Here is a 25,121-nt window from a genome sequence, read left to right on the forward strand (position 1 = left end):
CGGATGCGATCTATGTCGAGGGCGGCGACAACACCGAGGACGCCCGGTACTCACCCGGTGAGCGGTACGGCAAGGTCTATCAGATCAATTACCTGCGCTGCATCTTCTGCGGCCTGTGCATCGAGGCCTGCCCGACCCGGTCGCTGACCATGAGCAACGAGTACGAGCTGGCCCTGGACAACCGGCAGGACCTGATCTACACCAAGGAGCAGTTGATGGCCCCACTGCTGCCCGGCATGGAGGCGCCGCCGCATCCGATGCGGCTCGGCGACAACGAGAAGGCGTACTACACGCCGCGCAAGGACGAGGGCGCGCCGCAGAGCGCTGCCAACGTCGCCGGGCGCCCGATCACCAGCCCGGCCATCGAGGTCGGCGGGCACCACGCATGAGCGCGGTCCAGGCAGTGCTGGCAGCGGGCCCCGCCCAGGTGAGCACCGGTGAGGCGGTGGCGTTCTGGATCCTGGGCCCGGTAGCCCTGCTCGGCGCGATCGGCATGGTGATGCTGCGCAACGCGGTGCACTCGGCGCTGTCGCTGGTGGCGACGATGATGTGCCTGGGGCTGTTCTACCTGATCCAGCAAGGGCCGTTCCTGGGCCTGGTGCAGATCATCGTCTACACCGGCGCGATCATGATCCTGTTCCTGTTCGTGCTGATGCTGGTCGGGCGGGACTCGTCGGACTCGCTGGTGGAGACGCTGCGCGGGCAGCGGGTGGCGGCCCTGCTCGCCGGGGTCGCCTTCGCCCTGCTGCTGGCGCTGGCCATCGGGCGCGCGTTCACCGGTCAGACCGTGAAGAACCTGGAGGCGGTCAACGCCCAGTACGGCACCAACGTCAATGGCATCGCACGCGTCCTGTTCACCAAGTACCTGTTCGCCTTCGAGCTGACCTCGGCGCTGCTGATCGTGGCCGCCGTCGGAGCGATGGTGCTGGCCCACGTCGAGCGGGAAGGGCCGCGGCCCAGCCAGAAGGCGCTGGCCCGGGAACGGATCCGCTCCGGCCGGCCGCAGCCGCTGCCCGGCCCCGGCGTGCTGTCCTCGGGCAACGCCGTCGGCACCCCGGCGCTGCTGCCGGACGGGTCGATCGCCAGCGAGTCGCTGCTGGGCAGCGGCGCCGAGGTCAGCGTCGGCGCGCCGCACGCGCTGCCCCAGCGCGAGGGCGAAGTGTCATGACCGGACGCCTGTGCTCCCGGGAACTTTCGAAAGACGTGCTCGCCTCATGACCCCTACCTACTATCTGGTGCTCTCCGCGGCGCTGTTCTCGATCGGCGCGGTCGGGGTGCTGGTCCGGCGCAACGCCATCGTGGTCTTCATGTGTGTCGAGCTGATGCTCAACGCGGTGAACCTGAGCCTGGTGACCTTCTCCCGCATCAACGGCACCCTGGACGGCCAGATCATGGCCTTCTTCGTCATGGTGGTCGCCGCGGCCGAAGTCGTGGTGGGCCTCGCCATCATCATGTCCATCTTCCGGACGCGACGGTCGGCCTCGGTCGACGACGCGAACCTCCTGAAGTACTGAGGGGAGCTTCGAACAGTGAACGCCGCTCACGGAATCCAGTCCTACGCCTGGCTGCTGGTGGCGCTGCCGGCGCTGTCGGCCGCCGTCCTGCTGCTGCTCGGCAAGCGTGCCGACCGGTGGGGCCAGCTGCTCGGCGCGCTCGTCCCGGTGGTGCTCTTCGTCTACGGCGTGCTGCTGTTCTTCTCGATCAAGAGCGAGACGGGTGAGGGACGCGAGCGCAACCTGCACCTGTTCAGCTGGGTGCCGGTGGGCGGCTTCAACGTCGACGTCGGGCTGCTGCTGGACCCGCTGTCGCTGGCCTTCGTCCTGCTGATCACCGGGGTCGGCTCGCTGATCCACATCTACGCGGTCGGCTACATGCAGCACGACCCGGGCCGGCGGCGGTTCTTCGGCTACTTCCACCTGTTCGTGGCGGCGATGTTGCTGCTCGTGCTGGCCGACAGCTACCTGGTGCTCTACGTCGGCTGGGAAGGCGTGGGGCTGGCCTCCTACCTGCTGATCGGCTACTACTACACCCGCGACTCGGCCGGCACCGCCGCCAAGAAGGCCTTCATCGCCAACCGGGTCGGCGACGTCGGGCTCTCGATCGCGATCATGCTGATGTTCGCCTACCTCGGCGCCACCGACTTCGAGACCGTGCTGCACGGCAACGGCCTCGCCCAGCTGTCCAGCGGCGTGATCACCGCCATCGCGCTGATGCTGCTGCTGGGCGCCTGCGGCAAGTCCGGGCAGTTCCCCCTGCAGACCTGGCTGCCCGACGCCATGGAGGGCCCCACCCCGGTCTCGGCCCTGATCCACGCGGCGACCATGGTCACCGCGGGGGTCTACCTGATCGCGCGCTCGGCGGCGATCTTCGACCTGACCCAGACCGGCCGGACGGTGGTCACCATCGTCGGGGCGATCACCCTGCTCTACGGTTGCATCTGCGCCTTCGGCCAGGACGACCTGAAACGGGTGCTGGCCTACTCCACGGTCAGCCAGATCGGCTACATGTTCGTCGCCGTCGGGCTCGGCAAGGGCGTGTACGCGATCGGCATCCTGCACCTGCTCGGGCACGGCTTCTTCAAGGCCGCGCTGTTCCTGTCGGCCGGGTCCGTGATGCACGCGATGAACGACCGGATCGACATGCGCCGCTTCGGTGGCCTGGCCCGGGTCATGCCGGTCACCTACGGGGTGTTCGTCTGCGGCTACCTGGCGATCATCGGCTTCCCGTTCGCGACCGGGTTCTTCACCAAGGACAAGATCATCGAGGCCGCCTTCAACAAGGGCGGCGTCAGCGGCTGGGTGCTCGGCGGGGTGGCGCTGCTCGGCGCCGGGCTGACCGCCTTCTACATGACCAGGGCGCTGGTGATGACCTTCCATGGCAGGCGCCGGTGGGAGGACGACGTGCACCCGCACGAGGCGCCGCTGGTGATGAAGATCCCGCTGGTGATCCTCGGGCTGCTGTCGCTGGTCGGCGGTGGCGCGCTGGTGTTCGGCGGCGCCCTGCAGCACTGGCTGGAGCCGTCGGTCGGGGAGTCGGTGGAGGTGGGGGTGCACACCATCTCACCGACCGTGCTCACCCTGATCACGTTGCTGGTGGTGGCCTTCGGCGTGGCCGGCGGCATCGTGGCGTTCGGGGTCCGGCCGGTGCCGGTCCTGCAGCCGGCCGGCTCGCCGATCACGGTCGCGGCCCGGCGCAACCTCTACGCCGACGCCTTCAACGAGACGGTGCTGATGCGCCCGGGCCAGTGGCTGGTCCGCGGCCTGGTGTTCTTCGACAACCGTGGCGTCGATGGCGCGGTGAACACCCTGGCCGCCGGCCTGGGTGGCGGCTCCGGCCGGCTCCGTAGGCTGCAGACCGGCTTCGTCCGGTCCTACGCCCTGTCCATGCTGGCCGGCGCCGCGGCGGTTCTCGCGGTGCTGCTCGCTGTGAGGTTCTCCTGATGCACAACCTCAGCCTGCTCGGGCTCCTCGCCGTGCCGCTGCTGGGCAGCCTGGCGATCTTCGCCCTCCCGGCCGGCCGTGACCTGCTGGCCAAGCAGATCGCCCTGCTGATCTCGGTGCTCACCTTCGTCTACGCCGTCGTGCTGGGCGTGGCCTTCAAGACCACCGAGGGCGCTGACCGGTTCCAGTTCGCCGGCTCCTGGGTGTGGATCAAGAACCTGGGGGTGCACTTCGCCTTCGGGGTGGACGGCATCGCCATAGTGCTGATCATGATGGCCACCCGGCTGGTGCCCTGCGTGGTGCTGTCGTCCTGGCGCACGTTCGACAGCATCGACGGCGCCGAGGAGCTGCGGGCGCCGACCCGGTCGCCGAAGGCCTTCTTCGGACTGGTGCTGCTGCTCGAGGTCTTCATGATCGGCGTGTTCGCGGCGACCGACGTGTTCCTGTTCTACGTGTTCTTCGAGGCCATGCTGGTGCCGATGTACTTCATCATCGGCAGCTTCGGCGGTCCCCGCCGGCAGTACGCGGCGATGAAGTTCTTCCTGTACTCCCTGGTCGGCGGGCTGCTGATGCTGGCCTCGGTGATCGGTGTCTACGTCAGCTCCGGCACGTCCAGCTTCGCCTTCGCCGACCTGGTCGGCCACGTGCCCACCGGGGCGACCCAGAAGTGGCTGTTCCTCGGCTTCTTCATCGCCTTCGCGATCAAGGCCCCGCTGTTCCCGTTCCACACCTGGCTGCCCGACGCCGGGGCGGAGGCTCCGGCCGGTGGCGCGGCGCTGCTGGTGGGCGTCCTGGACAAGGTCGGCACCTTCGGCTTCCTGCGCTACTGCCTGCCGCTGTTCCCGGAGGCGTCGCGCGATTTCGCCATGCCGATCCTGATCCTGTCGGTGATCGGGGTGCTGTACGCGGCCTTCCTGGCGATGGGCCAGCGCGACATGAAGCGGCTGGTCGCCTACACCTCGGTGGCGCACTTCGGCTTCATCGGCCTGGGCATCTTCGCCTTCACCACCCAGGGCGGCACCGGCGCCGTGCTGTACATGGTCAACCACGGCATCGCCACCGGGCTGCTGTTCATCGTGGTGGGCTTCCTGGTCGCCCGGGGCAAGAGCCGGCAGATCGCCGACTTCAGCGGCACCGCCAAGGTGGCTCCGCGGATGGGCGGGGTGTTCCTCATCGCGGGCCTGGCCACCCTGGCGCTGCCGGGCATGAACACCTTCATCAGCGAGTTCCTGACCCTGCTGGGCGCCTTCACCCGGCACAAGGCGCTGGCGATCATCGCCACCACCGGCATCATCCTGGCCGCGATCTACGTGCTGCTGCTCTACCAACGCACCATGCAGGGCAAGCTGAGCGAGAAGGTCAGCGGCTTCCGTGACCTCAACGCCCGCGAGCTCTTCGCGGTCGCCCCGCTGATCGTGCTGATCTTCGCCCTCGGCATCTACCCCAAGCCGGTCATCGACATCATCAACCCGGCCGTGAAGTCCACCCTGCAGGACGTCGGCCAGACCGATCCGCAGCCTCAGCAGGCGGCCCAACCGAACAGCGATGGGGGACACAAGTGAGCCCGCTGAACGTCGTGCTGGCGGCCGACACCAGCCGGATCGAGGCCCCGTCGATCAGCTACTCGGCGTTGGGCCCGATCCTGATCGTGCTCGGCGCGGCGTGCCTGGGCGTCCTGGTGGAGGCTGCGGCGCCCCGGCAGCGCCGGTTCCAGATCCAGCTCGGCCTGACGCTGCTGGCGCTGCTGGCGGCGCTGATCGACGTCATCCTGCTGCGCGGCCGCTCCACCCTGACCGCAGCCAACGCGCTGTCCATCGACGGCGTCACGCTGTTCCTGCAGGGCGCCATCCTGGTGCTCGGCGCGTTGTCGGTGCTGATGATGGCCGAGCGCGCCGTCGAACCCGGCGGCGCCATCGTGGCCTCGGCGGCCGTGGTGGTCGGCTCACCGGCCGACCGCCGGCTGGCCGGCACCGAGCGGACCCAGACCGAGATCTTCCCGCTGACCCTGTTCGCCATCGGCGGCATGCTCATCTTCCCGGCGGCCAACAACCTGCTGCTGATGTTCGTCGCGCTCGAGGTGCTGTCGCTGCCGCTGTACCTGATCGCGGGGCTGTCCCGCCGGCGCCGGCTGCTGAGCCAGGAAGCGGCCATCAAGTACTTCCTGCTGGGCGCGTTCGCCTCGGCGTTCTTCCTCTACGGCGTCGCCCTGCTGTACGGCTACGCCGGGTCGGTCGACCTGTTCGACATCCTGCAGGCGCAGAACAGCTCCACCCAGTCCGACATCCTGCTGTACCTGGGCTTCGGGCTGCTCGTGGTGGGCCTGCTGTTCAAGGCCGGGATCGCGCCGTTCCACTCCTGGACCCCGGACGTCTACCAGGGCTCGCCCACCGCGGTCACCGCCTTCATGGCCTCCTGCACCAAGATCGCGGCGTTCGGCGCCATCATCCGGGTGCTCTACGTCGGCTTCTCGGTCAGCGCGTGGAACTGGCGGCCGATCGTCTGGGCGGTGGCCATCGCCTCGATGGGAGTGGGCGCCATCGTCGGCCTCACCCAGACCGACCTCAAGCGGATCCTGGCCTACTCCTCCATCGCGCACGCCGGCTTCATCCTGGTGGGCCTGGTCTCCCTGGACGCGGCCGGGCTGTCCAGCGTGCTCTTCTACCTGGCCGCCTACGGCTTCACCACGATCGCCGCGTTCGGCCTGCTCACCCTGGTCCGGGACGGCAACGGGGAGGCCAACCACCTGTCCCAGTGGTCGGGACTGGCCCGCAGGTCGCCGCTGTTCGCCGCCACCTTCACCTTCCTGCTGCTGGCGCTGGCCGGCATCCCGCTGACCAGCGGCTTCACCGGAAAGTTCGTGGTGTTCCGGGCCGCGTACCACATCGCCGGGCCGCTGGTGGTGATGGCGCTGATCGCCTCGGCGATCGCGGCGTTCTTCTACCTGCGGATCGTGGTGATGATGTTCTTCGCCGAGCCGGCCGAGGACGGGCCCACGATCGCCATCCCGTCGGCCCTGTCCACCATCGCGATCACCGTGGGCACCGCCGCCACCCTGGTGCTGGGTGTCTTCCCGCAGCCCCTGCTCGACCTCGCCGACAAGGCAGCTAAGTTACGCGGGTGAGCTATCAGTCCTCCCTCCTGGCGGTCGGGATCGAGTTCGACGATCCGGCGCTGGAGGCAACGGTTCGGGACGGCTTGCAGGTCATCGAGTCAGCGCTGAAGGCGGCGGTGCGCTCCGAGGACGAGTTCATCGCCGACGTCGCCAAGTACCTGGTCAATGCCGGCGGCAAGCGGTTCCGGCCGTTGCTGGCGCTGCTTGCAGCTCAGTTCGGCGACCCCGCTTCCGACACCGACGGGGTGGTGATGTCGGCGGTGGTCTGCGAGCTGACCCACCTGGCCACCCTGTACCACGACGATGTGATGGACGAGGCCACCGTCCGGCGGGGCGCCACCGCGGCCAACACCCGGTGGACCAACACGATCGCCATCCTGACCGGGGACTTCCTCTTCGCCCGGGCCTCCCACATCCTCGCCGATCTCGGCCCGGAGGCGGTCCGGATCCAGGCCCGCTGCTTCGAGCGGCTGGTGACCGGCCAGATCCGCGAGACGGTCGGCCCGAAGCCGGGAGTGGACCCGGTGGACCACTACCTGTCGGTGCTGGCGGACAAGACCGGGTCGCTGATCGCCACCTCGGCCGAATTCGGGGCCCGCTTCGCCGGCGTGGACGAGCAGACCGTGGACTGCCTGCGCGACTTCGGCGAGCAGTTCGGGATGGCCTTCCAGATCTCCGACGACATCCTCGACATCGCCTCGGAGCCCGCGCAATCGGGCAAGACGCCGGGCACCGACCTGCGGGAGGGCATCCAGACCCTGCCGGTGCTCTATGCCCTGCAAAGCACCGATCCGGCCGGCAGCCGGCTGCGCGAGCTCGTCAGCAAGCCGCTGGAGGACGACGCCGAGCATGCCGAGGCGCTGGCGCTGCTGCGGTCCTCCGAAGCGATCCAGCAGGCCAGGCGCACCATGCTCGAGTACGCCGAATCCGCTCGGGCGACCATCGCGGGGCTGCCGGAGGCGCCGGCCAAAGCCGCCCTGCAAGCGCTGGCAGACCTGGTCGGGGTGCGCAGCGGCTGAACTCTGGTGTCCGGAGCAGCGCTGGAAATGGCGTAACCTACGTAAGCGTAGGTACGACGCCGTCAGCACTCCGGAGAGCCCACATGACGTTCCTAGCGACCAAGATCCCGTCGGGCGCCGACGGCTTCCAGGCTCGATTGCTGCATGAGCTGGAACCGGTCGTCGAAGCCAACCTCGAACGCCATCTGTCCGTCGCGCGGCCCTGGCTTCCCCATGACTACGTGCCGTGGAGCCGGGGCCGGGACTTCGCCTTCCTGGGCGGGGAGGACTGGAAGCCCGAGGACTCGCCCCTGGATCCGGTCGCCCGGACGGCGATGATCGTGAACCTGCTGACCGAGGACAACCTGCCCTCCTACCACCGGGAGATCGCCACCCAGTTCGGCCGGGACGGCGCCTGGGGGCAGTGGGTCGGCCAGTGGACGGCCGAGGAGGGCCGCCACGGCATCGCGTTGCGCGACTACCTGGTGGTCACCCGGGGGGTCGATCCGGTCAAGCTGGAGAGCCTGCGGATGGAGCACATGGTCGCCGGGTACGACTCGGGCGACAAGACGGCCCTGCAGGCGGTGGCCTACGTCTCCTTCCAGGAGCTGGCGACCCGGGTCTCGCACCGCAACACGGGCAAGGCCACCGGCTGCCCGCTGGCCGAGCAACTGCTGACCCGCATCGCGCTGGACGAGAACCTGCACATGGTGTTCTACCGCAACCTGATCGCCGCTGCCTTCGAGATCGCCCCCGACGAGACCATGGCCGCGGTCCGGGACGAGGTGATCGGCTTCCAGATGCCCGGCGCCACCATGCCCGACTTCCTGCGCAACTCGGTGGTCATCGCCAAGGCCGGGATCTATGACCTGCGACTGCATCACGACGCGGTGATCACCCCGGTGCTGAAATTCTGGAACGTCTTCGACCGGGACGACCTGGGCCCCGTCGGGGAGCAGGCCCGGACCGAGCTGGCGGAGTTCGTCAGCCGGCTCGACGAGCAGGCGACCCGCTTCGTCGAGCAACGCGAACGCGCCCGGGCGAAGGCTGCTGCTCGCATCGCCTGAGGTACTCGTCGCATGCGCTGAGCAACCAAGACAGTTACTCACTGTAGTCACTCCCGGCCGTCGCCCTATTTGGCACATACGCCTGTCCTTCGGAACATTGCCCAACTTCTGACTACCCAAGTTTCATCGATGTGTGGTTCTATTACCTACAGAGAGTTTACTCTCTGTAAACATGAGCTATACTTTGGGCATAGTGGGCGTATAGGTTCTCTGAAAGGTCAACAGGCAACTTCGTGACTCTCCTCGTCAGGAACACTGTCAGCAGCCGCGGCCGGCTTGCCGCGGTCCTGCTGGGTGTCCTGATGCTGGCGTGCTCGTTGCTGATGCCCTCGCCCGCTGACGCTGCTGGGCCGCGTCACTCCGCCTTGACGGGCAGCTCGGGCCTCTCCGCCAAACCGGCCGCCGCCGTACACGCCACAGCGAAGACCGTCGGGACCAGCAGGTCGAACGCGACGGCTGCCAAGGAACGTGCCGCCAAGGCGCGCCCTGCCAAGGCCCGTGTCATCAAGGAGCGTGCTGCCAAGGAACGTGCCGCCAAGGCGCGCGCTGCCAAGGACCGGGCTGCCAGGGCGAAGGAGCGGGTGGCTCGGACGAAGAAGTCCGCACACGCAGCCGCACAGCGGCAGGCCACAAGCCGGGCAGCAGCGCGCAAGGCCGCCTTGATTCGTGCTCAGCACGGCGCCTCGGTACGGCAGGCTGCGCTGGCGAAGGCAGCGAAGGCCAAGGCCGCCGGCGCAGCGAAGGCGAAGGCTGCAAAGGCCGCCGCCGCAGCGAAGGCCAACGCGACAGCGGCGAAGGCGAAGGCGGCCGCAGCAGCGAAGGCCCGGGCGAAGGCAGCGGCCCAGGCGAGGGCGGCCGAAGCCGCCAAGGCGGCCGCGAAGGCGAAGGCCGCAAAGAAAGCTACAGAAGGCCAGCTCGCCCCCGGCGGCGCCAGCACGGGCCGGCTCCCGGTGAGCCAGGGGCCTGCGCGGCGAGCCATCGAGTCCGGTCGGTCGGCGTTCCAGCGCGGCCTTGCGGGCGCGGCGGGATTCGCCGGCCTGCGCTGGCCGAGGCAGGGCAGCCTTCCGCTGCCGTCCCCCAGCGACCTGGTCGGACGGATGACAGCCGCTGAGGCTGCTGCCCGGCTTCAGGAGGAGGCCGAGAAGGCCGCGGCAGAGGCAGAGGCCGCGGCAGAGGCCGCCAGAAAGGCAGTTCAGGGCCTGCTGCCGAGCGGGAAACCAGCTCCCAGCACGGGCCCGAAGCCCAGTCCAGCCCTGCCCACACCCGTGGTGCCGGCCCTGCCGACTCCCGTGGTGCCGGCCCTGCCGACTCCCGTGACGCCGGTCCTGCCGACTCCCGTGACGCCGGCCCAGCCGGCTCAACCCCAACCTGCCCAGCCTCAGCCTGCCCAGCCCCCGGTCAGCGGCGGCCAGGGTGGCTCCTCTCAGGCTGCCGGCGGCCAGGGTGGCCCCTCTCAGGCAGCCGGACCCACCGCTACTCCGCCGGCGCGGTCAGCCACCCGTGCGCCGAGCTCGAGCCCGGCACCTCCCAAGCAAAGTCCGCCCAAGCAGAGCCGGCCCATCGCCGGCAAGCCGCAGGAAGCGGTGCTCGCCATTCCGAAGCGGATCTTCCAGGCCGAGCTGTCTGTCGGGATGGTGCCGCTGGTGCTGCTCATCGTGGTGGCTCTCATCGCCGCGGGGCTGGTCATCGTCGGCACCCGCCGGCCGACCTCCCTGACCGAGAAGGCCCCGGACAAGTCGCGAAGCTAAGCGGCCGGGTGAATACCTGACACCAGCCTTGGATCAGGCTGCGACCGCTTCGGCCGCCCGGGCCAGGCCGACATTGCGGTGCCGCCTGGTGAGGGCATCGGCGGTCAAAACCACGAGGGCGATCCATACCAGGGCGAAGCCCAGCAGCCGGGCCGGCGGCATCGGCTCGTGCCGGATGCCCACTCCCACCCCGAACTGCAGCACCGGCGCCAGGTACTGCAGCAGGCCGATCGAGGTCAGCGGCAGCCGCCGGGCGGCTGCTCCGAACAGCAGCAACGGCAGCGCGGTGACGACCCCGGTGGCGGCCAGCAGCAGCGCGTTGGCGGAGCCGGCATGGCCGAAGACCAGCCTGGACTGCTCGGCCAGCACCAAAAGCGTCACCAGGGCGGGGCCGGCCATCACCGCCGTCTCGACGGTCAGCGATTCGACGGCTCCGGCGCTGACCTGCTTCTTGAGGAATCCGTACCCGCCGAAGGTCACCGCCAGGGTGAGCGCGATCCACGGCAGCCGGCCGTAGTCCACGCTGAGCACCACGATGGCCGCCGTCGCGATCCCCACGGCGATCCACTGCGCCCGGCTGAGCCGCTCCTTGAGCACCAGGACGCCGAGCATGATGGTGAACAGCGGGTTGATGAAGTACCCGAGGCTGCTCTCGACCACGTGGCCGCTGTTCACGCTCCAGATGTAGACGCCCCAGTTGATCGAGACCAGGACCGCCGCCAGCGTGAGCAGCGCCATCCTGGATCGATCGGCCATCAGCCGGCGCACGGCGCCGAAGCCACGGGTCACCGCGAGCACCGCGCCGAGCAGGATCAGCGACCACACCATCCGCTGAGCCAGGATCTCCAGGGCGCCAGCCGGTTTCAGCAACGGCCAGTACAGCGGGAAGAGACCCCAGAGCAGGTACGCGCTTACGCCGTAGCCGAGGCCCTTGCGGTTCCCGGTCACCAATCGGTCAGCCGATAGTCCAGGTATCGCTGCCGCGCAGCAGGCTGGTCAACGCGTCGGCGTCACCGGGAGCCTGGGCCTTGGACACTGCGAGCTGGTCGTTGAGCAGCTGGTCGTAGCTGGGACGCGTGACATCGCGGAAGACGCCCATCGGGGAGTACCGGGAGTCGGCCTGCGACAGCCGCGACAGCGCGAACGCGTAGGACGGGTCCTCGGCATGCGCGTCGTGCACGACCACCCGCGGGTCACCTGGCGCGACGTCGTCCTCGACGCTCAGCGCGCCGGTGAGGGGATTGCGGACGACCGCCTTGGAGTCCGGCGCGTCGGGTGAGCCGAACCGGATCTCCTTGCCGTGCTCCAGCCCGATGATCCACTCGCCCTTGGTCTCGGGGTCCTTCAGCAGGTCGAAGGCGCCGTCGTTGAAGATGTTGCAGTTCTGGTAGATCTCGACCAGCGAGGTCCCTGGGTGCTCGGTCGCCGCCCGCAGCACCGAGGTGAGGTGCTTGCGGTCGGAGTCCAGCGTCCGGCCGACGAAGGTGGCGTCGGCGCCCAGCGCCAGCGACACCGGGTTGAACGGGTTGTCCAACGAGCCCATGGGGGTGGACTTGGTGATCTTGCCGCGCTCGCTGGTGGGGGAGTACTGGCCCTTGGTCAGGCCGTAGATCCGGTTGTTGAACAGCAGGATGGTCAGGTTGACGTTGCGCCGCAGCGCGTGGATCAGGTGGTTGCCGCCGATCGACAGGGCGTCGCCGTCCCCGGTCACCACGAAGACCTTCAGGTCGGGACGGCTGGTGGACAGGCCGGTGGCGATAGCCGGGGCCCGCCCGTGGATCGAGTGCATCCCGTAGGTGTTCATGTAATACGGGAAGCGCGAGGAGCACCCGATGCCGGAGATGAACACGATGTTCTCGCGGGGGATGTTCAGCTCCGGCATGAAGCCCTGCACGGCGGCCAGCACCGCGTAGTCACCGCAGCCGGGGCACCAGCGAACTTCCTGGTCGGTCTTGAAGTCCTTGGCCTTGAGCCCGAGATCAGACATTGCTCAACATTCCTTCCGGCGACACCGTTGCGTGGCGAACCGCGCGGAGCTCAGTCATTGCTGGTCACGACTCCCTGCAGCATGTCGGCGAGCTCGGCCGCCCTGAAGGGCATCCCGCGCACCTGGGTGACCGAGATGACGTCCGTGAGGTAGCGGCCCCTGACCAACAACGCCAGCTGGCCGAGGTTCATTTCGGGGATGACGACCTTGTCGTAGCGGGCCAGCACCTCGCCCAGGTTCGCCGGGAACGGGTTGAGGTGGCGCAGGTGGGCCTGGGCGATCCGGTAGCCCGCCCGCCGGACCCGCCGCACCGCCGCGCCGATCGGGCCGTAGGTGGAGCCCCAGCCCAGCACCAGCACCCGGGCGTCGCCGGTCGGGTCATCGGCCTGGAGCGGCGGGATGCTCTTGGCGATGCCGTCGACCTTGGCCTGCCGGGTGCGGACCATGAAGTCGTGGTTGTCGGGGTCGTAGGAGATGTTGCCGGTCTTGTCGGCCTTCTCGATACCGCCGATCCGGTGCTCCAGGCCCGCGGTGCCGGGAACCGCCCACGGCCGGGCGAGGGTCTCCGGGTCACGCAGGTAGGGCAGGAACAGCCCGTCCTCGCCGTTGGGCTGATCGAGGAACGTGACGGTGAGATCGGGCAGGTCACTCAGGTCGGGCAGCCGCCACGGCTCGGAGCCGTTGGCGATGTAGCCGTCGGAGAGCAGGAACACCGGGGTGCGGTACGTGGTGGCGATCCGGATCGCCTCGATGGCGGCGTCGAAACAGTCCGCCGGCGAGCGCGGGGCCACGATCGGCACCGGAGCCTCGCCGTTGCGGCCGAACATGGCCTGCAGCAGGTCGCTCTGCTCGGTCTTGGTCGGCAGGCCGGTGGACGGGCCGCCCCGCTGGACGTCGACGATCAGCAGCGGGAGCTCCAGGCTGACCGCCAGGCCGATGGTCTCGGCCTTCAGCGCGATGCCGGGGCCCGAGGACGTCGTGACGCCGAGCGCGCCTCCGAAGGCAGCGCCCAGCGCCGCGCCGATGCCGGCGATCTCGTCCTCGGCCTGGAAGGTGGTCACGCCGAAGCGCTTGTGCTTGGACAGCTCGTGCAGGATGTCCGAGGCCGGGGTGATCGGGTAGGCGCCGAGGAACAGCGGCAGCTTGGTCAGCTGGGCGCCCGCGATCAGGCCGTAGGCCAGCGCCAGGTTGCCGGCGATGTTGCGGTAGTTGCCCGGCGCCAGCGCCGCCGGCTTCACCTCGTAGGAGACGCCGAAGGCCTCGGTGGTCTCGCCGTAGTTCCAGCCGGCCTTGAACGCCGCGATGTTGGCCTCGGCGATCTCGGGCTTCTTGGCGAACTTCTCGCGCAGGAACTGCAGGGTGCCCTCGGTGGGACGGGAGTACATCCAGGACAGCAGCCCGAGGGCGTACATGTTCTTGGAACGGCCGGCGTCCTTGCGGGACAGGCTGGTGTGGGACAGCGCGTCCAGGGTCAGCTGGGTGAGGTCCAGGGCGTGCACCGTGAAGGAGTCCAGGGTGCCGTCGGTGAGCGGGTTCGACGACCAGCCGATACGGGCCAGCGCGCGCTCGGTGAAGTCCCGGGTGTCGACGATGATGGTGGCGCCCTTGAGCAGGTCGCCGAGGTTGGCCTTCAAGGCCGCCGGGTTCATCGCCACCAGCACGTCCGGCCGGTCGCCCGGGGTCAGGATGTCGTGGTCGGCGAAGTGCAGCTGGAATGAGGAGACCCCGGCCAGCGTCCCGGCGGGCGCCCGGATCTCAGCCGGGAAGTTGGGCTGCGTCGACAGGTCGTTGCCGAAATTGGCCGTTTCCTGGGTGAAGCGGTCACCGGTGAGCTGCATGCCGTCACCGGAGTCACCCGCGATCCGGATGACTACTCGATCGAGCTGCTGGACCTCTGTGGACATGCGACTGTCCGCCTCCCATACCGCTGAAAAAGGGCAGCCAGCGAAACCGGCAGGGGTCCACCGCGTCAGGTGCTGCTCCTACATGGTAGAGAGTGCAGGACGGTGGATCCCAGTGGCCTCGCTCACGGCTGTGGAAAACCTTGCACCCCGCTAAACGGTCTGTCTAGTGTGAGCCGGTATGCGAGCACGGGACGAGGCGGCAGGTTCGGCCCCTGCCGTGATCGAGGCCGACTTCGCCGAGCTGGCTCAACTTGTCGCCGCTATTCGGACGCTGGCTTGACGAACTGTCGCGAAACGGGTCTTTTATCAGTCATATGGATGAGCCCCATCTTGCCGACGCCTTATGCCGGGTCGAACGCAACTGGCACAAACAGCGCGTTACATTGCAGACATTTCTGGACAGGGCGGCAGACTCGGTGGCGGTAAGCCTAAGTACATATCGCCGGCTTGAAAACGAGCTGGCGCAGGCAGCTGCCGTCCGCCCCTGATTAGGGCTGGTAGAGCGCGTTTAGGACGAATAACCCGGGCCTCCCGGCCCCTGATACCGGGTCAGGGTGGCGCCCCCGGCGAGGCGGAAACCCTTACCGGAAAAGCCCTCCACGAACTTCTGGTTTCAAGACCGTCCGGATGGTATTTTCTGGCAAGGACAGTGTCCGAATTGAAGCGGATTGAGCTGGCACTTTCCCAAAAGATGTCTAGAAGCTCGGCGTCGCGGGTACTACCAACGCGGCAACCGAAACCCGGTGCTGGTACTTCGGCGGTATTGCACGTTGAGCAAGGGGGGCGTTATGGACAGCGATCTCCACGCGTTGGAGTTGCCAGCCTTCGAACTGGACTGTCGCGATTGGCTGGTAGCCACGCCTGACGACGGATCGGTGCCCGAAGAGGTCGGCGGCGCCCCTGTGGTGGCCGTGCTCAGCACGGCTGTCATCGATATGGACAACCTGGCGCCGGCCAGCGCGGTCCTCAGCATCGGCCTCCTGGACGAACCGGTCGAATCGGTCCGGCTCGACGCCGACAGCCCGGTGGCCGAGCTCATCGATATGGACGTGGCGGGCGGGTCGGCGCGCTACGTGGTGCCCGCCCCGGGCGGCCAGCTGGCCCTGCTGGCCGAGTTCACCGGGGGCAGCAACTGCGCCGAGCTGCTGAAGAGGTTCGAGCAGCTAATGGCATCTTTCCGATGGGCTAACTAGAGAATAATCGCCGCCGGCGGCATACTGGTCGCATGACGCAGTCGCGCCGGCCGAGAGCGATGGAGACGCCGCGCCGGTTCTGGCAGGTGTCCTTCTGGACCAGCCGGCGCGCCTACTGCTTCGACCAGAGCTGTTAGCCAGGACCTGCTGTCGCGTCCTGTCTCTGCTAACCCCGGAGCACCTCTCATGAGCGCCCACCGGCGTGCCTTCGTCCAGCCCGGACCCACTCTGAACCCTGCCCAATTACTTGCTTACGCCAGATTTGTCGCCGACCAGGTCCGTGCCGGCCGGTATCCGGTGGAGTACGACCCTGCCCAGCGGTGGCATCAGCGCCTCTACCGCGACCGGCGGGTGGACCTGTGGCTGATCAGCTGGCTCCCCAGCCAGGGCACCCAACTGCATGACCACGGCGGCTCGGCCGGCGCGTTCGCGGTGCTCAGCGGCGAGCTCGCCGAGGCGATCTACCAGCCGGGCAGGTCGGCGGGCCGGCGGCTGGAGCCCGGCCGGCCGGCGCTGACCGAGCGGCGCCGGGGCAGCGGCAGCGGAGTGGGGTTCGGCCCGGGCTACGTCCACGACGTCCGCAACCTGTCCCGAGCGCCGGCGGCCAGCGTGCACGCGTACTCGCCGCCGCTGACCAGCATGGGCTTCTACGACCTCGACCAGGACGGTGGGCTGCGTACCCTGGCAACCGTGCCGACCGAGGACCCCGAGCCGGAGTGGCGGTCCGAGCGGTCCGGTCCGTCGGCGGCATGAACGAGCCGGAGGCCGGATTCGACGGGGTCGAGGACCTGCTGGCCGCCGCCCGAGCCCGGCTGGAGCGGTTGAGCGCATCGCAGGCAACCCTGGCGGTGGCCGGCGGCGCCCGTCTGGTCGACATCCGGCCGGCCTGGCAACGTGCCCGGGACGGCGAGATCGAGGGCGCCCTGGTGGTGGAGCGCAATCACCTGGAATGGCGGCTGCACCCGCGATCGCCGGCCCGGCTCAGCTGGGCCCGGCCGGGCCAACGCTGGATCGTGGTATGCGCCGAGGGTTACACGTCCTCGCTGGCCGCGGCCTCGCTGCGTTCGATCGGCGTCGATGCCACCGACCTGATCGGTGGCATCCGGGCGTGGCAGGAGGCCGGGCTGCCGGTGGTCCCGGGGCCCAGCCGGGTCGAGCAGGTGGTCGGAGCGGCAGGCAACGAGGCCGGCGCCGCCGCTGCGCTGTTGCCGCCGGCGCCGCGCTCGGATCCCGAGGGCTGAACCCGGCCAGCCCGGCCGGCCATCGGCCTCAGACCCGGGCCAGGTGCCGCTGCGCCACCTCGATGACGTACTGGCCGTACCCGGACTTGGCCAGCGCCTCGCCCAGCGCCAGCGCCTGGTGGGCGTCGATGAAGCCGCGGGACAGCGCGATCTCCTCCAGGCACGCGATCCGGACGCCCTGGCGGTGCTCGAGCACCTGGACGAACTGGCCGGCCTCCAGCAGCGAGTCATGGGTTCCGGTGTCCAGCCATGCCGTGCCGCGGCCGAGGTCGATGAGCTCGGCGGTGCCCTGGGCCACGTACAGGTTGTTCAGGTCGGTGATCTCCAGCTCGCCGCGGGCCGAGGGCCGGAGCCGGGCTGCCGCGTCCAGGACGGTGTTGTCGTAGAAGTACAGGCCGGTCACGGCCAGGTTGGACTTGGGCACCGCCGGCTTCTCCTCGATCGAGATCAGCCGGCCCTCCGCGTCGGCCTCGGCGACCCCGTAGCGCTCGGGGTCGGAGACCTGGTAGCCGAACAGCCGGCAACCCACCTTCAGCTGGGCGGCATCGGTCAGGGTCTGCCCGAGCAGGTGGCCGTAGAAGATGTTGTCCCCGAGCACCAGCGCCACGGTGTCCGAGCCGACGTGCTCCCGGCCGATCAGGAAGGCCTGGGCCAGGCCGCCCGGCTCGGGCTGCACCGCGTAGCTCAGCTCGATGCCCAGGTCCGAGCCGTCGCCGAGCAGCCGGATGAACTGCTCCTGGTCGTGGGGGGTCGTGATGATCAGGATCTCGGTGATGCCCGCCAGCATCAGCACCGACAGCGGGTAGTAGATCATCGGCTTGTCGTAGACCGGCAGCAGCTGCTTGCTCACTGCCCGGGTGATCGGATGCAGCCGCGTCCCGGCGCCGCCGGCGAGGATGATGCCCTTCATGCGGCCGGAGTTACCGGTAGTTGTCGAACTGCAGGGGCACGCCGAAGTCGCCGGCCTTGAGCATGGCGATGACCGCCTGCAGGTCATCGCGCTTCTTCCCAGAGACCCGTAGCTGATCGCCCTGGATCTGGGCCTGCACTCCCTTGGGACCCTCGTCCCGGATCGCCTTGGCGATCTTCTTGGCCACCTCGGTCTCGATGCCCTGCTTCAGCGAGCCGGTGATGACGTACTGCTTGCCGGAGACCTTGGGCTCGCCGGCGTCGAGCGCCTTGAGCGAGATCGAGCGCTTGACCAGCTTCTCCTTGAAGACGTCCAACGCCGCCGCGGCCCGGTCCTCGGTATCGGCCCGGACGGTGATGCCCAGCTCGCCGGACCACTGGATCGAGGCGTTCGTGCCGCGGAAGTCGAAGCGTTGGGCAAGCTCCTTGGCGGCCTGGTTGAGGGCGTTGTCGGCTTCTTGACGGTCGATCTTGCTGACGACGTCGAAGGACGGATCTGCCATGGCGTTCGATGCTCCTAGCGAGGTGGGTGGCTCAACTACGACGAGATCGTGGTGGTGGCTACCGCCGACGGTAGCGGAGGTACCTGCGGCCAGCCCTGGCGACCGGCCGCAAGGGCTGTCTCAGGGGCTGCCACGAGGGCGCGGGGAGGGGCTGAAACCAGGCTGGGCCCTCGTGTACGCTCGTTTGCGCCCTAGCAAGCCAGAGCAACACGGGGCACCCGCAGGGCCCGGTAGTCGATCTTCGATAACTTGATACGTTGTCTCATCCAAGGCGGTTTGCCCGAGTGGCCAAAGGGAGCAGACTGTAAATCTGCCGGCTCAGCCTACGTTGGTTCGAACCCAACAGCCGCCACCACAGAACGAACCTTCCGGCTCCACGCCGGGAGGTTCTTTCTTTTGCACGGCCTTCGGGGCGGAGCGACAGCGCCCTTCGGGCCACACCTTCCGGTCGAAGCGCCTCGGAGGCGGCCAAAGGTGCGAGGGGTGGTCAAAGGTGCGAGGGTCTCCTAAAATGGACACTTCGCCCTGCTGGTTACGCGAATTGTCTAGAGATTTCGTCGCTGGGGGTTGCCAACTGATTACCCAGGGTTCATACTTGACGTGCCCTGGTGGTCGTTCCCCCGTGCGATCACCAGGGCTTTTCCATGCCCTCCGCGACCGGTTGGCCCAATTTAGAGATCGGCAGGCGGGTCGGGTAGAGTTCATCCGGCGTTGGCGGCAGCCCGGTTTTGCGGGGTCCGGGCGATCGACGACGCAAGCGTCTGGCCCCCTTAGCTCAGTCGGCAGAGCGTCTCCATGGTAAGGAGAAGGTCTACGGTTCGATTCCGTAAGGGGGCTCTGGTTCACCGGTGCTCGTGCTGGGCGATGTTCCGGCCGTTCACGCCAGCCGCCGTCGCCGGCCCAACCAGCAGGCATATTCACGTGTCGAGCCCGGTTGTGTCGAGGCGGCGGCACGAACCAGACCGAACAAGGCGGGGTAGCTCAGCCTGGTAGAGCAAGCGGCTCATAATCGCTGTGTCGCCGGTTCAAGTCCGGCCCTCGCTACCGAACAGATCGCATGACCCTCTACCGAAAGGCACGACAGTGGCAGCCACCGAAGTCCGACCGAAGATCACCTTGGCGTGCCAGGAGTGCAAGCACCGCAACTACATCACCAAGAAGAACCGGCGCAACGATCCCGACCGCCTGGATCTGAAGAAGTTCTGCCCGAACTGCGGCAAGCACACCGCCCACCGCGAAACCCGCTAGCCCGCTCTTCGCCTTGAACTGGCGCCGCTCCCGGCAGGGGACGGCGCCAGTTGCGTGTGGCCCGGGCGCCGGTGTCTCCCGGACGGGTCGTCGCCAGGGTGAGATAGCGTGCCGATATGCCGCTCGATCAGTCCTACGAAGGCCGGGTATACCCGCCCACCCAGCCCTACGAGGTCGGCCGCGAGAAGATCCGGGAGTTCGCCGACGCCATCGGTGACGACAATCCGGTCTACCGCGACCAGGCCGCCGCCAAGGCGCTGGGGTACTCCGACGTCATCGCGCCACCCACCTTTCCGATCGTCCTGTCGATGCGGGCGGCTCACCAGGTGGTCCGGGACCCGGAGTTCGGGCTGGACTACTCCAAGGTGGTGCACGGCGAGCAGCGGTTCAGCTACGCCCGGCCGGTCCAGGCCGGCGACGTCCTGCAGGTGACCGTGCAGGTGGAATCGATCCGGGTGGCGGCCGGCAACGACCTCATCACCACCCGCGGCGACATCACCACCCTGGACGGCGAGCTGGTCGTCACCGCCTACTCCACGCTGGTGGCTCGCGGCACCGCCGAGGTCGACCCCGCCGGGGCCGAGACGGGGACCGAGGCCGCTGCCGCGACCGAGGCCGCCGCCGGGAGCGGGTCATGAGCGTCCGCTTCGCCGACGTGTCGGTGGGCACCACCTTGCCGACGCAGACCTTTCCCATCGAGCGGGTGACGCTGATTCGCTACGCGGGGGCCTCCGGCGACTTCAACCCGATCCACTGGGACCAGCAGACCGCCGTCGCGGTCGGCCTGCCGGACGTCATCGCGCACGGCATGCTGACCATGGCGATGGCGGTCCGGGTGGTGACCGACTGGGTGGGCGATCCGGGCGCGGTGCTCGACTACAAGGTCCGCTTCAGCCGGCCGGTGGTGGTGGCCGCCGACGCGCCGACGCCGCTGCAGGTCAGCGGGGTGGTCCGCTCGCTGGACGAGGCCGGCCAGACCGCCGAGATCCAGCTGACCGCGTCGGTGCCGGACCAGACGGTCCTGACCAAGGCCCGGGTCCGCGTCCGGCTGGCGCCCTGATGGCACGCCCGAGCGGCGTCGGAGCCTGGGAGGCGACGGCATGAGCGTTGACGACGAGGACATCAGCATCAGCAGGAACGAGGAGGCCGGCCGCTACGAGCTCCGGCTCGGCGGCCGCCGGGTCGGCCTGGCCGATTTCTACCGCCGCGGGAACACGGTGCTCATCCCGCACACCGAGACCTCGCCGGAGTTCGGCGGCCGTGGCCTGGCCAGCCGCCTGGTGCGGTACTGCCTGGACGACATCCGCGACCAGCAGCTGCGGGTGGACCCGGCCTGCCCGTTCGTCGCCGCCTACATCCGCAAGCATCCGGAGTACGCCGACCTGGTCGCCGACGCCTAGCACCGCGGCCTAGCTCGGGGCTCACCGCCGGATCCCGGCCGTGACGGTCTCAGCTGTCGGCGACCAGCTTCTGGATCCGGCCGATGCCCTCGACCAGGTCGGTGTCGCTCAGGGCGTAGGACAGCCGGAGGTAGCCCGGGGTGCCGAAGGCCTCGCCGGGCACCACGGCCACCTCCACCTCGTCCAGGATCAGGTTCGCCAGCTCGGCCGAGGTGGCCGCCGTCCGGCCTCGCAGCGGCCGGCCGAGCAGGCCCTTGACCTGGGGATAGGCATAGAAGGCGCCGCCCGGGGTCGGGCAGCGGACCCCCTCGATCGCCGAGAGCATCTCCACGATGATGCGGCGGCGACGATCGAAGGCGGTCCGCATCTCGGCCACCGCGGACAGGTCGCCGCTGACCGCGGCCAGCGCGGCCACCTGGGCCACGTTGGACACGTTGGACGTGGCGTGGGACTGCAGGTTCGAGGCGGCCTTGACCACGTCGGCCGGCCCGATCAGCCAGCCGACCCGCCACCCGGTCATCGCGTAGGTCTTGGCGACGCCGTTGAGCACCACCATCCGATCGGCCAGCGACGCAGTGACGGTGGCGATCGAGACGGCCCGGTGCCCGTCGTAGACCAGGTGCTCGTAGATCTCGTCCGTCACCACCCAGAGGCCGTGCTCGGCGGCCCAGGCGCCGATCGCCTCGACCTGCTCGACCGGGTACACCGCGCCGGAGGGGTTGGACGGGGACACGAACAGCAGCACCTTGGTGCGCTCGGTGCGGGCCGCCTCCAGCTGCTCGACGTCGGCGAGGTAGCCGGTGGTCTCATCGGTCTGGACCTCGACCGGCGTTCCGCCGGCCAGCTTGATGGCCTCGGGGTAGGTCGTCCAGTACGGCGCGATCAGCAGCACCTCGTCGCCCGGATCGAGCAGCGTGGCGAAGGCGTTGTAGACCGCCTGCTTGCCGCCGTTGGTGATCAGCACCTGGGACGGCTCGACGGCATAGCCGGAGTCGCGCAGGGTCTTGGCCGCCACCGCCTCGCGCAGCTCCGGAAGCCCGGCAACCGGGGTGTAGCGGTGATAGCGGGGCTGCCGGGCGGCCTCGGCGGCTGCCTCGACGATGTAGTCGGGGGTGGCGAAGTCCGGTTCGCCGGCGCCGAAGCCGATCACCGGCCGGCCGGCGGCCTTCAGCGCCTTGGCCTTGGCATCGACGGCGAGGGTGGCGGACTCGGCGATGGCTGCGATGCGGTCTGAGATGCGGGTACCCATATCCTCATGGTCCCAGACGCCCGCAGCCGCCGCGCCGCGGTGGCCCCGCTCCGGGCCGGTGGGCAGGCCGGGGCGCAAGGCGGCTTTTGGCCGCAGCGACACGACCCCTTACACTGGCTCTTCGGGTCCACGTTGGGCCGTGCGTAAGCGTGCGCGCATCGAAGTTGTTTCGGTGGCGGTGGCGTCATCGTCGGTTGTGGGGTGGGTCCACTTTGGCAGGGCAGCCCGGTCGCCCGGACTGGTCTGCCAAAGGGGCGTGGCTCAATTGGTAGAGCACCGGTCTCCAAAACCGGCGGTTGCAGGTTCGAGTCCTGCCGCCCCTGCGCCATCAGCGCCGTACCGGATTCACCTCGGGTGAGCACGAGGCGGCGCCCGAGAGGAGAAAACCGGTGACCGAGACACAGGCCGCACCTGCTCCGTCGTCACGCCCGGATCCGGGGTCGGGCCGCGGGCTCGGCATCCTGTGGCAGTGGTTGCCGGCGCTGATCCGGGCGTTGCAGCGGCGTACCCGGGAGACCGTCTCCGAGATGCGCAAGGTGCTCTGGCCCTCGCGCAAGGAGATGATCACCTACACCGTGGTGGTCACCGTCTTCGTGATCATCATGGTGACGATCGTGGCGCTGCTCGACTTCGGGCTGGCCAAGGCGGTACTGGCCGTCTTCGGCTGACCGGCCGCCGCCGCCCGCTCCCCGGGCAGCCGGCGCGCCGAGACCTGACCGCACCGAGACCTGACCGCACCGAGACCTGACCGCACTACGCGATAGCAAGGAAGAGAGCCTGTGACCGAGTTCGACAAGAACGCCGCGGACGATGCGGCGGCTGACGGCAGCACCGCCGACGAGCTGACCGCTCCGGATGCCGAGGTCGCCCTGCCCCGTCTCGACGTCGAGGACGAGGTCTACGGGGTCACCGCCGAGGACAAGTACAACGAGGCGGCCGAGGACAGCGCCGACGAGGCCTGGGCCAAGGCGGCCGCCGAGCTGTCGGCAGGCGCGGGCGCCGAGCAGGCTGAGCAGCCCGCTGCCGGTGAGGAGCCGGCCGAGCCGGTCGCCCTAGACCCGGTGGAGGAGCTGCGGGCCCAGCTCCGCCGCGCGCCCGGCGACTGGTTCGTGGTGCACTCCTACGCCGGCTATGAGAACAAGGTGAAGACCAACCTGGAGAGCCGGATCTCCTCGCTCGACATGGAGGACTACATCTTCCAGGTGGAGGTCCCCACCGAAGAGGTCGTCGAGATCAAGAACGGCAAGCGCCAGCAGGTCAACCGCAAGGTCTTTCCCGGCTACATCCTGGTGCGGATGGAGCTCACCGACGACTCCTGGGGCGCCGTCCGCAACACCCCGGGTGTGACCGGGTTCGTCGGCGCGACCTCCAAGCCGTCGCCACTGACCATGGACGAGGTCATCAAGATCCTCGCCCCGACGGTGCAGAAGTCCGGCGCCGCGGGCAAGTCCGGCTCGGCCGGCGCCGGCGACGGAGCCGGATCGGCTCCGGCCGAGGTGGTGGACTTCGAGATCGGCGAGTCGGTGACCGTCATGGACGGGCCCTTCGCCACCCTGCCCGCCACCATCAACGAGATCGACTCGCTGCACGCCAAGCTCAAGGTGCTGGTCTCGATCTTCGGCCGCGAGACTCCGGTCGAGCTGTCCTTCAGCCAGGTCTCCAAGATCTAGCGCCACCGACCAGCACCCTCCGCCCATCCAGAAGAAGAGACGACGAATGCCTCCCAAGAAGAAGAAGCTCACCGCGGTCATCAAGCTGCAGATCAAGGCCGGCATGGCCAACCCGGCGCCGCCGGTGGGTCCGGCGCTCGGCCAGCACGGCGTGAACATCATGGAGTTCTGCAAGGCCTACAACGCCGCGACCGAGGCCCAGCGCGGCCAGGTGGTCCCGGTGGAGATCTCGGTCTACGAGGACCGCTCGTTCACATTCGTCACCAAGACCCCGCCGGCTGCCCGGCTGCTGCTGCAGGCCGCCGGTGTCGAGAAGGGATCGGGCGAGCCCCACAAGACCAAGGTCGCCAAGATCACCATGGCCCAGGTCCGCGAGATCGCCCAGACCAAGATGGAAGACCTCAACGCCAACGACCTCGACCAGGCCTCCAAGATCATCGCCGGCACCGCCCGGTCGATGGGAATCACGGTCTCGGACTAGTCGTTCAACCGGGCGGGGTCAGCCACCAGCGCTGGCACCCCCAAGCCCGACCGCACCACCAAGTGGGAGGCCGCCGACCGTCGGCGGCCGTCGGACCACGGATAACTCAAGGAGCAAGTCCCATGGCAAAGCACGGCAAGGCGTACACCGACGCCGCCAAGTTGATCGACCCGACCAAGATCTACAGCCCGCTGGAGGCCGCCAAGGTCGCCATCGCGAGCTCACCGGTCAAGTTCGACGCGACGGTCGAGGTGGCGATGCGGCTCGGCGTCGACCCCCGCAAGGCCGACCAGATGGTGCGTGGCACCGTCAGCCTGCCGCACGGCACCGGCAAGACCGCCCGGGTCATCGTGTTCGCCACCGGCGCCCAGGCCGAGGCCGCGCGCGGCGCGGGAGCGGACCGGGTCGGCAGCGACGACCTGATCCAGGAGATCACCGACGGCTTCCTCGACTTCGACGCCGCGATCGCCACCCCGGACCAGATGGCCAAGGTCGGCCGGATCGCCCGGATCCTCGGCCCGCGTGGCCTGATGCCCAACCCCAAGACCGGCACGGTCACCCCGGACGTCGCCAAGGCCGTCACCGACATCAAGGGCGGCAAGATCACCTTCCGGGTGGACAAGCAGTCCAACCTGCACCTGATCATCGGCAAGGCCTCCTTCTCCCCGGAGAAGCTGGTGGAGAACTACGGCGCCGCGCTGGACGAGGTGCTGCGCGCCAAGCCATCCTCGGCCAAGGGCAAGTACCTGAAGAAGGTGGTGTTCTCGACCACCATGGGCCCCGGCATCCCGGTGGACACGCTGCGGACCCGCAACCTGCTGGAGGACACCACCCCGGCCTGATGGCCCGGGTGGAACGGCCGCGGGATGTGACAACGGCTGGAAGGCCGAGAACGGCTGGAAGGCCGGGATAGCTGGAAGGCCGGGATAGCTGACAGGCCGGCACAAGACGGCAGAGAAGGGGCGGGGCAC

The 25,121-nt window shown here is 68.8% G+C and carries 26 protein-coding genes and 4 tRNA genes; 24 read left to right on the top strand and 6 right to left on the bottom strand.

Annotation, left to right across the window (positions count from 1 at the left end):
- The 9 genes from nuoI to VF612_RS04385 form a co-directional block, all read left to right on the top strand.
- Window positions 1-389: NADH-quinone oxidoreductase subunit NuoI (nuoI, locus tag VF612_RS04345; protein WP_408658627.1), on the top strand; the 389-nt coding region annotated here is incomplete at its 5' end.
- Window positions 386-1,168: an NADH-quinone oxidoreductase subunit J gene (locus VF612_RS04350; protein WP_408658628.1), complete on the top strand. Its 783-nt coding sequence runs from the start codon at window positions 386-388 to the stop codon at window positions 1,166-1,168. The genes nuoI and VF612_RS04350, both read left to right, overlap by 4 nt.
- A gap of 46 nt (window positions 1,169-1,214) precedes the next feature.
- Window positions 1,215-1,514 (top strand): NADH-quinone oxidoreductase subunit NuoK, encoded by a 300-nt coding sequence (gene nuoK, locus VF612_RS04355; protein WP_408654600.1) that lies wholly within the window; start codon window positions 1,215-1,217, stop codon window positions 1,512-1,514.
- 15 nt (window positions 1,515-1,529) lie between these two features.
- On the top strand, window positions 1,530-3,440 hold the full coding sequence (nuoL, locus tag VF612_RS04360; protein ID WP_408658629.1) for an NADH-quinone oxidoreductase subunit L: 1,911 nt from the start codon (window positions 1,530-1,532) through the stop codon (window positions 3,438-3,440).
- On the top strand, window positions 3,440-5,002 hold the full coding sequence (locus VF612_RS04365) for an NADH-quinone oxidoreductase subunit M (protein WP_408658630.1): 1,563 nt from the start codon (window positions 3,440-3,442) through the stop codon (window positions 5,000-5,002). The genes nuoL and VF612_RS04365 overlap by 1 nt, the downstream gene beginning before the upstream one ends.
- Entirely contained in the window at window positions 4,999-6,561 is a 1,563-nt protein-coding gene (gene nuoN, locus VF612_RS04370; RefSeq protein ID WP_408658631.1) for an NADH-quinone oxidoreductase subunit NuoN, read from the top strand. The genes VF612_RS04365 and nuoN overlap by 4 nt, the downstream gene beginning before the upstream one ends.
- On the top strand, window positions 6,558-7,571 hold the full coding sequence (locus tag VF612_RS04375; protein WP_408658632.1) for a polyprenyl synthetase family protein: 1,014 nt from the start codon (window positions 6,558-6,560) through the stop codon (window positions 7,569-7,571). Before nuoN ends, VF612_RS04375 begins: the two co-directional genes overlap by 4 nt.
- Window positions 7,572-7,654: 83 nt before the next feature.
- A complete protein-coding gene (locus tag VF612_RS04380; RefSeq protein WP_408658633.1) occupies window positions 7,655-8,617 on the top strand; it encodes an acyl-ACP desaturase in 963 nt (320 codons plus the stop codon).
- A 233-nt stretch (window positions 8,618-8,850) separates the two neighbouring features.
- A complete protein-coding gene (locus VF612_RS04385) occupies window positions 8,851-10,365 on the top strand; it encodes a hypothetical protein (protein WP_408658634.1) in 1,515 nt (504 codons plus the stop codon).
- Between the two features lie 33 nt (window positions 10,366-10,398).
- On the opposite strand, the gene rarD is transcribed toward VF612_RS04385, so the two are convergent.
- The 3 genes from rarD to VF612_RS04400 are packed head-to-tail and all read right to left on the bottom strand — an operon-like array spanning window position 10,399 to window position 14,256.
- Window positions 10,399-11,313, bottom strand: coding sequence for an EamA family transporter RarD (gene rarD, locus VF612_RS04390; RefSeq protein ID WP_408658635.1), 915 nt, complete (start codon window positions 11,311-11,313; stop codon window positions 10,399-10,401).
- A gap of 7 nt (window positions 11,314-11,320) precedes the next feature.
- Window positions 11,321-12,352, bottom strand: coding sequence for a 2-oxoacid:ferredoxin oxidoreductase subunit beta (locus VF612_RS04395; protein WP_408658636.1), 1,032 nt, complete (start codon window positions 12,350-12,352; stop codon window positions 11,321-11,323).
- A gap of 50 nt (window positions 12,353-12,402) precedes the next feature.
- Window positions 12,403-14,256, bottom strand: coding sequence for a 2-oxoacid:acceptor oxidoreductase subunit alpha (locus VF612_RS04400; RefSeq protein ID WP_408658637.1), 1,854 nt, complete (start codon window positions 14,254-14,256; stop codon window positions 12,403-12,405).
- 788 nt (window positions 14,257-15,044) lie between these two features.
- Here VF612_RS04400 and VF612_RS04405 point away from each other — a divergent pair.
- From VF612_RS04405 to VF612_RS04415, 3 genes are all read left to right on the top strand, one after another.
- Window positions 15,045-15,449 carry a hypothetical protein gene (locus VF612_RS04405; protein ID WP_408658638.1) on the top strand — a complete coding sequence of 135 codons (405 nt, stop codon included), beginning with the start codon at window positions 15,045-15,047 and terminating at the stop codon, window positions 15,447-15,449.
- Window positions 15,450-15,635: 186 nt separating this feature from the next.
- Entirely contained in the window at window positions 15,636-16,202 is a 567-nt protein-coding gene (locus tag VF612_RS04410) for a cysteine dioxygenase (RefSeq protein WP_408658639.1), read from the top strand.
- Complete coding sequence (locus tag VF612_RS04415; RefSeq protein ID WP_408658640.1) at window positions 16,199-16,690, top strand: rhodanese-like domain-containing protein; 492 nt, start codon at window positions 16,199-16,201, stop codon at window positions 16,688-16,690. The genes VF612_RS04410 and VF612_RS04415 overlap by 4 nt, the downstream gene beginning before the upstream one ends.
- Window positions 16,691-16,718: 28 nt before the next feature.
- Here VF612_RS04415 and rfbA read toward each other — a convergent pair whose 3' ends face one another.
- Window positions 16,719-17,600 (bottom strand): glucose-1-phosphate thymidylyltransferase RfbA, encoded by an 882-nt coding sequence (gene rfbA / locus VF612_RS04420; protein ID WP_408658641.1) that lies wholly within the window; start codon window positions 17,598-17,600, stop codon window positions 16,719-16,721.
- Window positions 17,601-17,610: 10 nt separating this feature from the next.
- Window positions 17,611-18,102, bottom strand: coding sequence for a YajQ family cyclic di-GMP-binding protein (locus tag VF612_RS04425; RefSeq protein WP_408658642.1), 492 nt, complete (start codon window positions 18,100-18,102; stop codon window positions 17,611-17,613).
- A gap of 270 nt (window positions 18,103-18,372) precedes the next feature.
- Here VF612_RS04425 and VF612_RS04430 point away from each other — a divergent pair.
- The 7 genes from VF612_RS04430 (at window position 18,373) to VF612_RS04460 (ending at window position 20,750) form a co-directional block, all read left to right on the top strand.
- Window positions 18,373-18,457, top strand: a tRNA-Tyr gene (locus VF612_RS04430).
- Window positions 18,458-18,866: 409 nt separating this feature from the next.
- Window positions 18,867-18,939, top strand: a tRNA-Thr gene (locus VF612_RS04435).
- Window positions 18,940-19,072: 133 nt separating this feature from the next.
- Window positions 19,073-19,146 (top strand) — tRNA-Met (locus VF612_RS04440).
- Window positions 19,147-19,185: 39 nt separating this feature from the next.
- On the top strand, window positions 19,186-19,350 hold the full coding sequence (gene rpmG / locus VF612_RS04445; protein ID WP_408653334.1) for a 50S ribosomal protein L33: 165 nt from the start codon (window positions 19,186-19,188) through the stop codon (window positions 19,348-19,350).
- 116 nt (window positions 19,351-19,466) lie between these two features.
- Entirely contained in the window at window positions 19,467-19,988 is a 522-nt protein-coding gene (locus VF612_RS04450) for an FAS1-like dehydratase domain-containing protein (protein ID WP_408658643.1), read from the top strand.
- Window positions 19,985-20,410 carry a MaoC/PaaZ C-terminal domain-containing protein gene (locus VF612_RS04455; RefSeq protein ID WP_408658644.1) on the top strand — a complete coding sequence of 142 codons (426 nt, stop codon included), beginning with the start codon at window positions 19,985-19,987 and terminating at the stop codon, window positions 20,408-20,410. Before VF612_RS04450 ends, VF612_RS04455 begins: the two co-directional genes overlap by 4 nt.
- Before the next feature lie 40 nt (window positions 20,411-20,450).
- Entirely contained in the window at window positions 20,451-20,750 is a 300-nt protein-coding gene (locus VF612_RS04460; protein WP_408658645.1) for a GNAT family N-acetyltransferase, read from the top strand.
- A gap of 49 nt (window positions 20,751-20,799) precedes the next feature.
- Here the strand turns inward: VF612_RS04460 and VF612_RS04465 are convergent, their stop codons facing one another.
- On the bottom strand, window positions 20,800-21,999 hold the full coding sequence (locus VF612_RS04465) for a pyridoxal phosphate-dependent aminotransferase (protein WP_408658646.1): 1,200 nt from the start codon (window positions 21,997-21,999) through the stop codon (window positions 20,800-20,802).
- A gap of 250 nt (window positions 22,000-22,249) precedes the next feature.
- Between VF612_RS04465 and VF612_RS04470 the strand changes: the two genes are divergently transcribed.
- From VF612_RS04470 to rplA, 5 genes are all read left to right on the top strand, one after another.
- Window positions 22,250-22,322 (top strand) — tRNA-Trp (locus VF612_RS04470).
- Window positions 22,323-22,388: 66 nt separating this feature from the next.
- Window positions 22,389-22,667, top strand: a complete 279-nt coding sequence (gene secE, locus VF612_RS04475) for a preprotein translocase subunit SecE (RefSeq protein WP_408658647.1) — start codon at window positions 22,389-22,391, stop codon at window positions 22,665-22,667.
- A 174-nt stretch (window positions 22,668-22,841) separates the two neighbouring features.
- A complete protein-coding gene (gene nusG / locus VF612_RS04480) occupies window positions 22,842-23,669 on the top strand; it encodes a transcription termination/antitermination protein NusG (RefSeq protein ID WP_408658650.1) in 828 nt (275 codons plus the stop codon).
- Between the two features lie 46 nt (window positions 23,670-23,715).
- Window positions 23,716-24,150, top strand: coding sequence for a 50S ribosomal protein L11 (gene rplK / locus VF612_RS04485; RefSeq protein WP_408658648.1), 435 nt, complete (start codon window positions 23,716-23,718; stop codon window positions 24,148-24,150).
- A 122-nt stretch (window positions 24,151-24,272) separates the two neighbouring features.
- Window positions 24,273-24,992, top strand: coding sequence for a 50S ribosomal protein L1 (gene rplA, locus VF612_RS04490; RefSeq protein WP_408658649.1), 720 nt, complete (start codon window positions 24,273-24,275; stop codon window positions 24,990-24,992).
- Window positions 24,993-25,121 lie beyond the last annotated feature (129 nt).

It is taken from the genome of Jatrophihabitans sp. (assembly GCF_036388195.1).
In the GTDB taxonomy this organism is placed as follows: domain Bacteria; phylum Actinomycetota; class Actinomycetes; order Mycobacteriales; family Jatrophihabitantaceae; genus Jatrophihabitans_A.

What these genes read in the sequence shown, in the direction of transcription:
- VF612_RS04350 (WP_408658628.1), top strand. Translation starts at nt 386, where the DNA reads ATGAGCGCGGTCCAGGCAGTGCTGGCAGCGGGCCCCGCCCAGGTGAGC.
- nuoK (WP_408654600.1), top strand. Translation starts at nt 1,215, where the DNA reads ATGACCCCTACCTACTATCTGGTGCTCTCCGCGGCGCTGTTCTCGATC.
- VF612_RS04365 (WP_408658630.1), top strand. Translation starts at nt 3,440, where the DNA reads ATGCACAACCTCAGCCTGCTCGGGCTCCTCGCCGTGCCGCTGCTGGGC.
- VF612_RS04380 (WP_408658633.1), top strand. Translation starts at nt 7,655, where the DNA reads ATGACGTTCCTAGCGACCAAGATCCCGTCGGGCGCCGACGGCTTCCAG.
- VF612_RS04395 (WP_408658636.1), bottom strand. Translation starts at nt 12,352, where the DNA reads ATGTCTGATCTCGGGCTCAAGGCCAAGGACTTCAAGACCGACCAGGAA.
- VF612_RS04400 (WP_408658637.1), bottom strand. Translation starts at nt 14,256, where the DNA reads ATGTCCACAGAGGTCCAGCAGCTCGATCGAGTAGTCATCCGGATCGCG.
- VF612_RS04405 (WP_408658638.1), top strand. Translation starts at nt 15,045, where the DNA reads ATGGACAGCGATCTCCACGCGTTGGAGTTGCCAGCCTTCGAACTGGAC.
- VF612_RS04410 (WP_408658639.1), top strand. Translation starts at nt 15,636, where the DNA reads ATGAGCGCCCACCGGCGTGCCTTCGTCCAGCCCGGACCCACTCTGAAC.
- VF612_RS04415 (WP_408658640.1), top strand. Translation starts at nt 16,199, where the DNA reads ATGAACGAGCCGGAGGCCGGATTCGACGGGGTCGAGGACCTGCTGGCC.
- rfbA (WP_408658641.1), bottom strand. Translation starts at nt 17,600, where the DNA reads ATGAAGGGCATCATCCTCGCCGGCGGCGCCGGGACGCGGCTGCATCCG.
- VF612_RS04425 (WP_408658642.1), bottom strand. Translation starts at nt 18,102, where the DNA reads ATGGCAGATCCGTCCTTCGACGTCGTCAGCAAGATCGACCGTCAAGAA.
- VF612_RS04450 (WP_408658643.1), top strand. Translation starts at nt 19,467, where the DNA reads ATGCCGCTCGATCAGTCCTACGAAGGCCGGGTATACCCGCCCACCCAG.
- VF612_RS04455 (WP_408658644.1), top strand. Translation starts at nt 19,985, where the DNA reads ATGAGCGTCCGCTTCGCCGACGTGTCGGTGGGCACCACCTTGCCGACG.
- VF612_RS04460 (WP_408658645.1), top strand. Translation starts at nt 20,451, where the DNA reads ATGAGCGTTGACGACGAGGACATCAGCATCAGCAGGAACGAGGAGGCC.
- VF612_RS04465 (WP_408658646.1), bottom strand. Translation starts at nt 21,999, where the DNA reads ATGGGTACCCGCATCTCAGACCGCATCGCAGCCATCGCCGAGTCCGCC.
- rplK (WP_408658648.1), top strand. Translation starts at nt 23,716, where the DNA reads ATGCCTCCCAAGAAGAAGAAGCTCACCGCGGTCATCAAGCTGCAGATC.
- rplA (WP_408658649.1), top strand. Translation starts at nt 24,273, where the DNA reads ATGGCAAAGCACGGCAAGGCGTACACCGACGCCGCCAAGTTGATCGAC.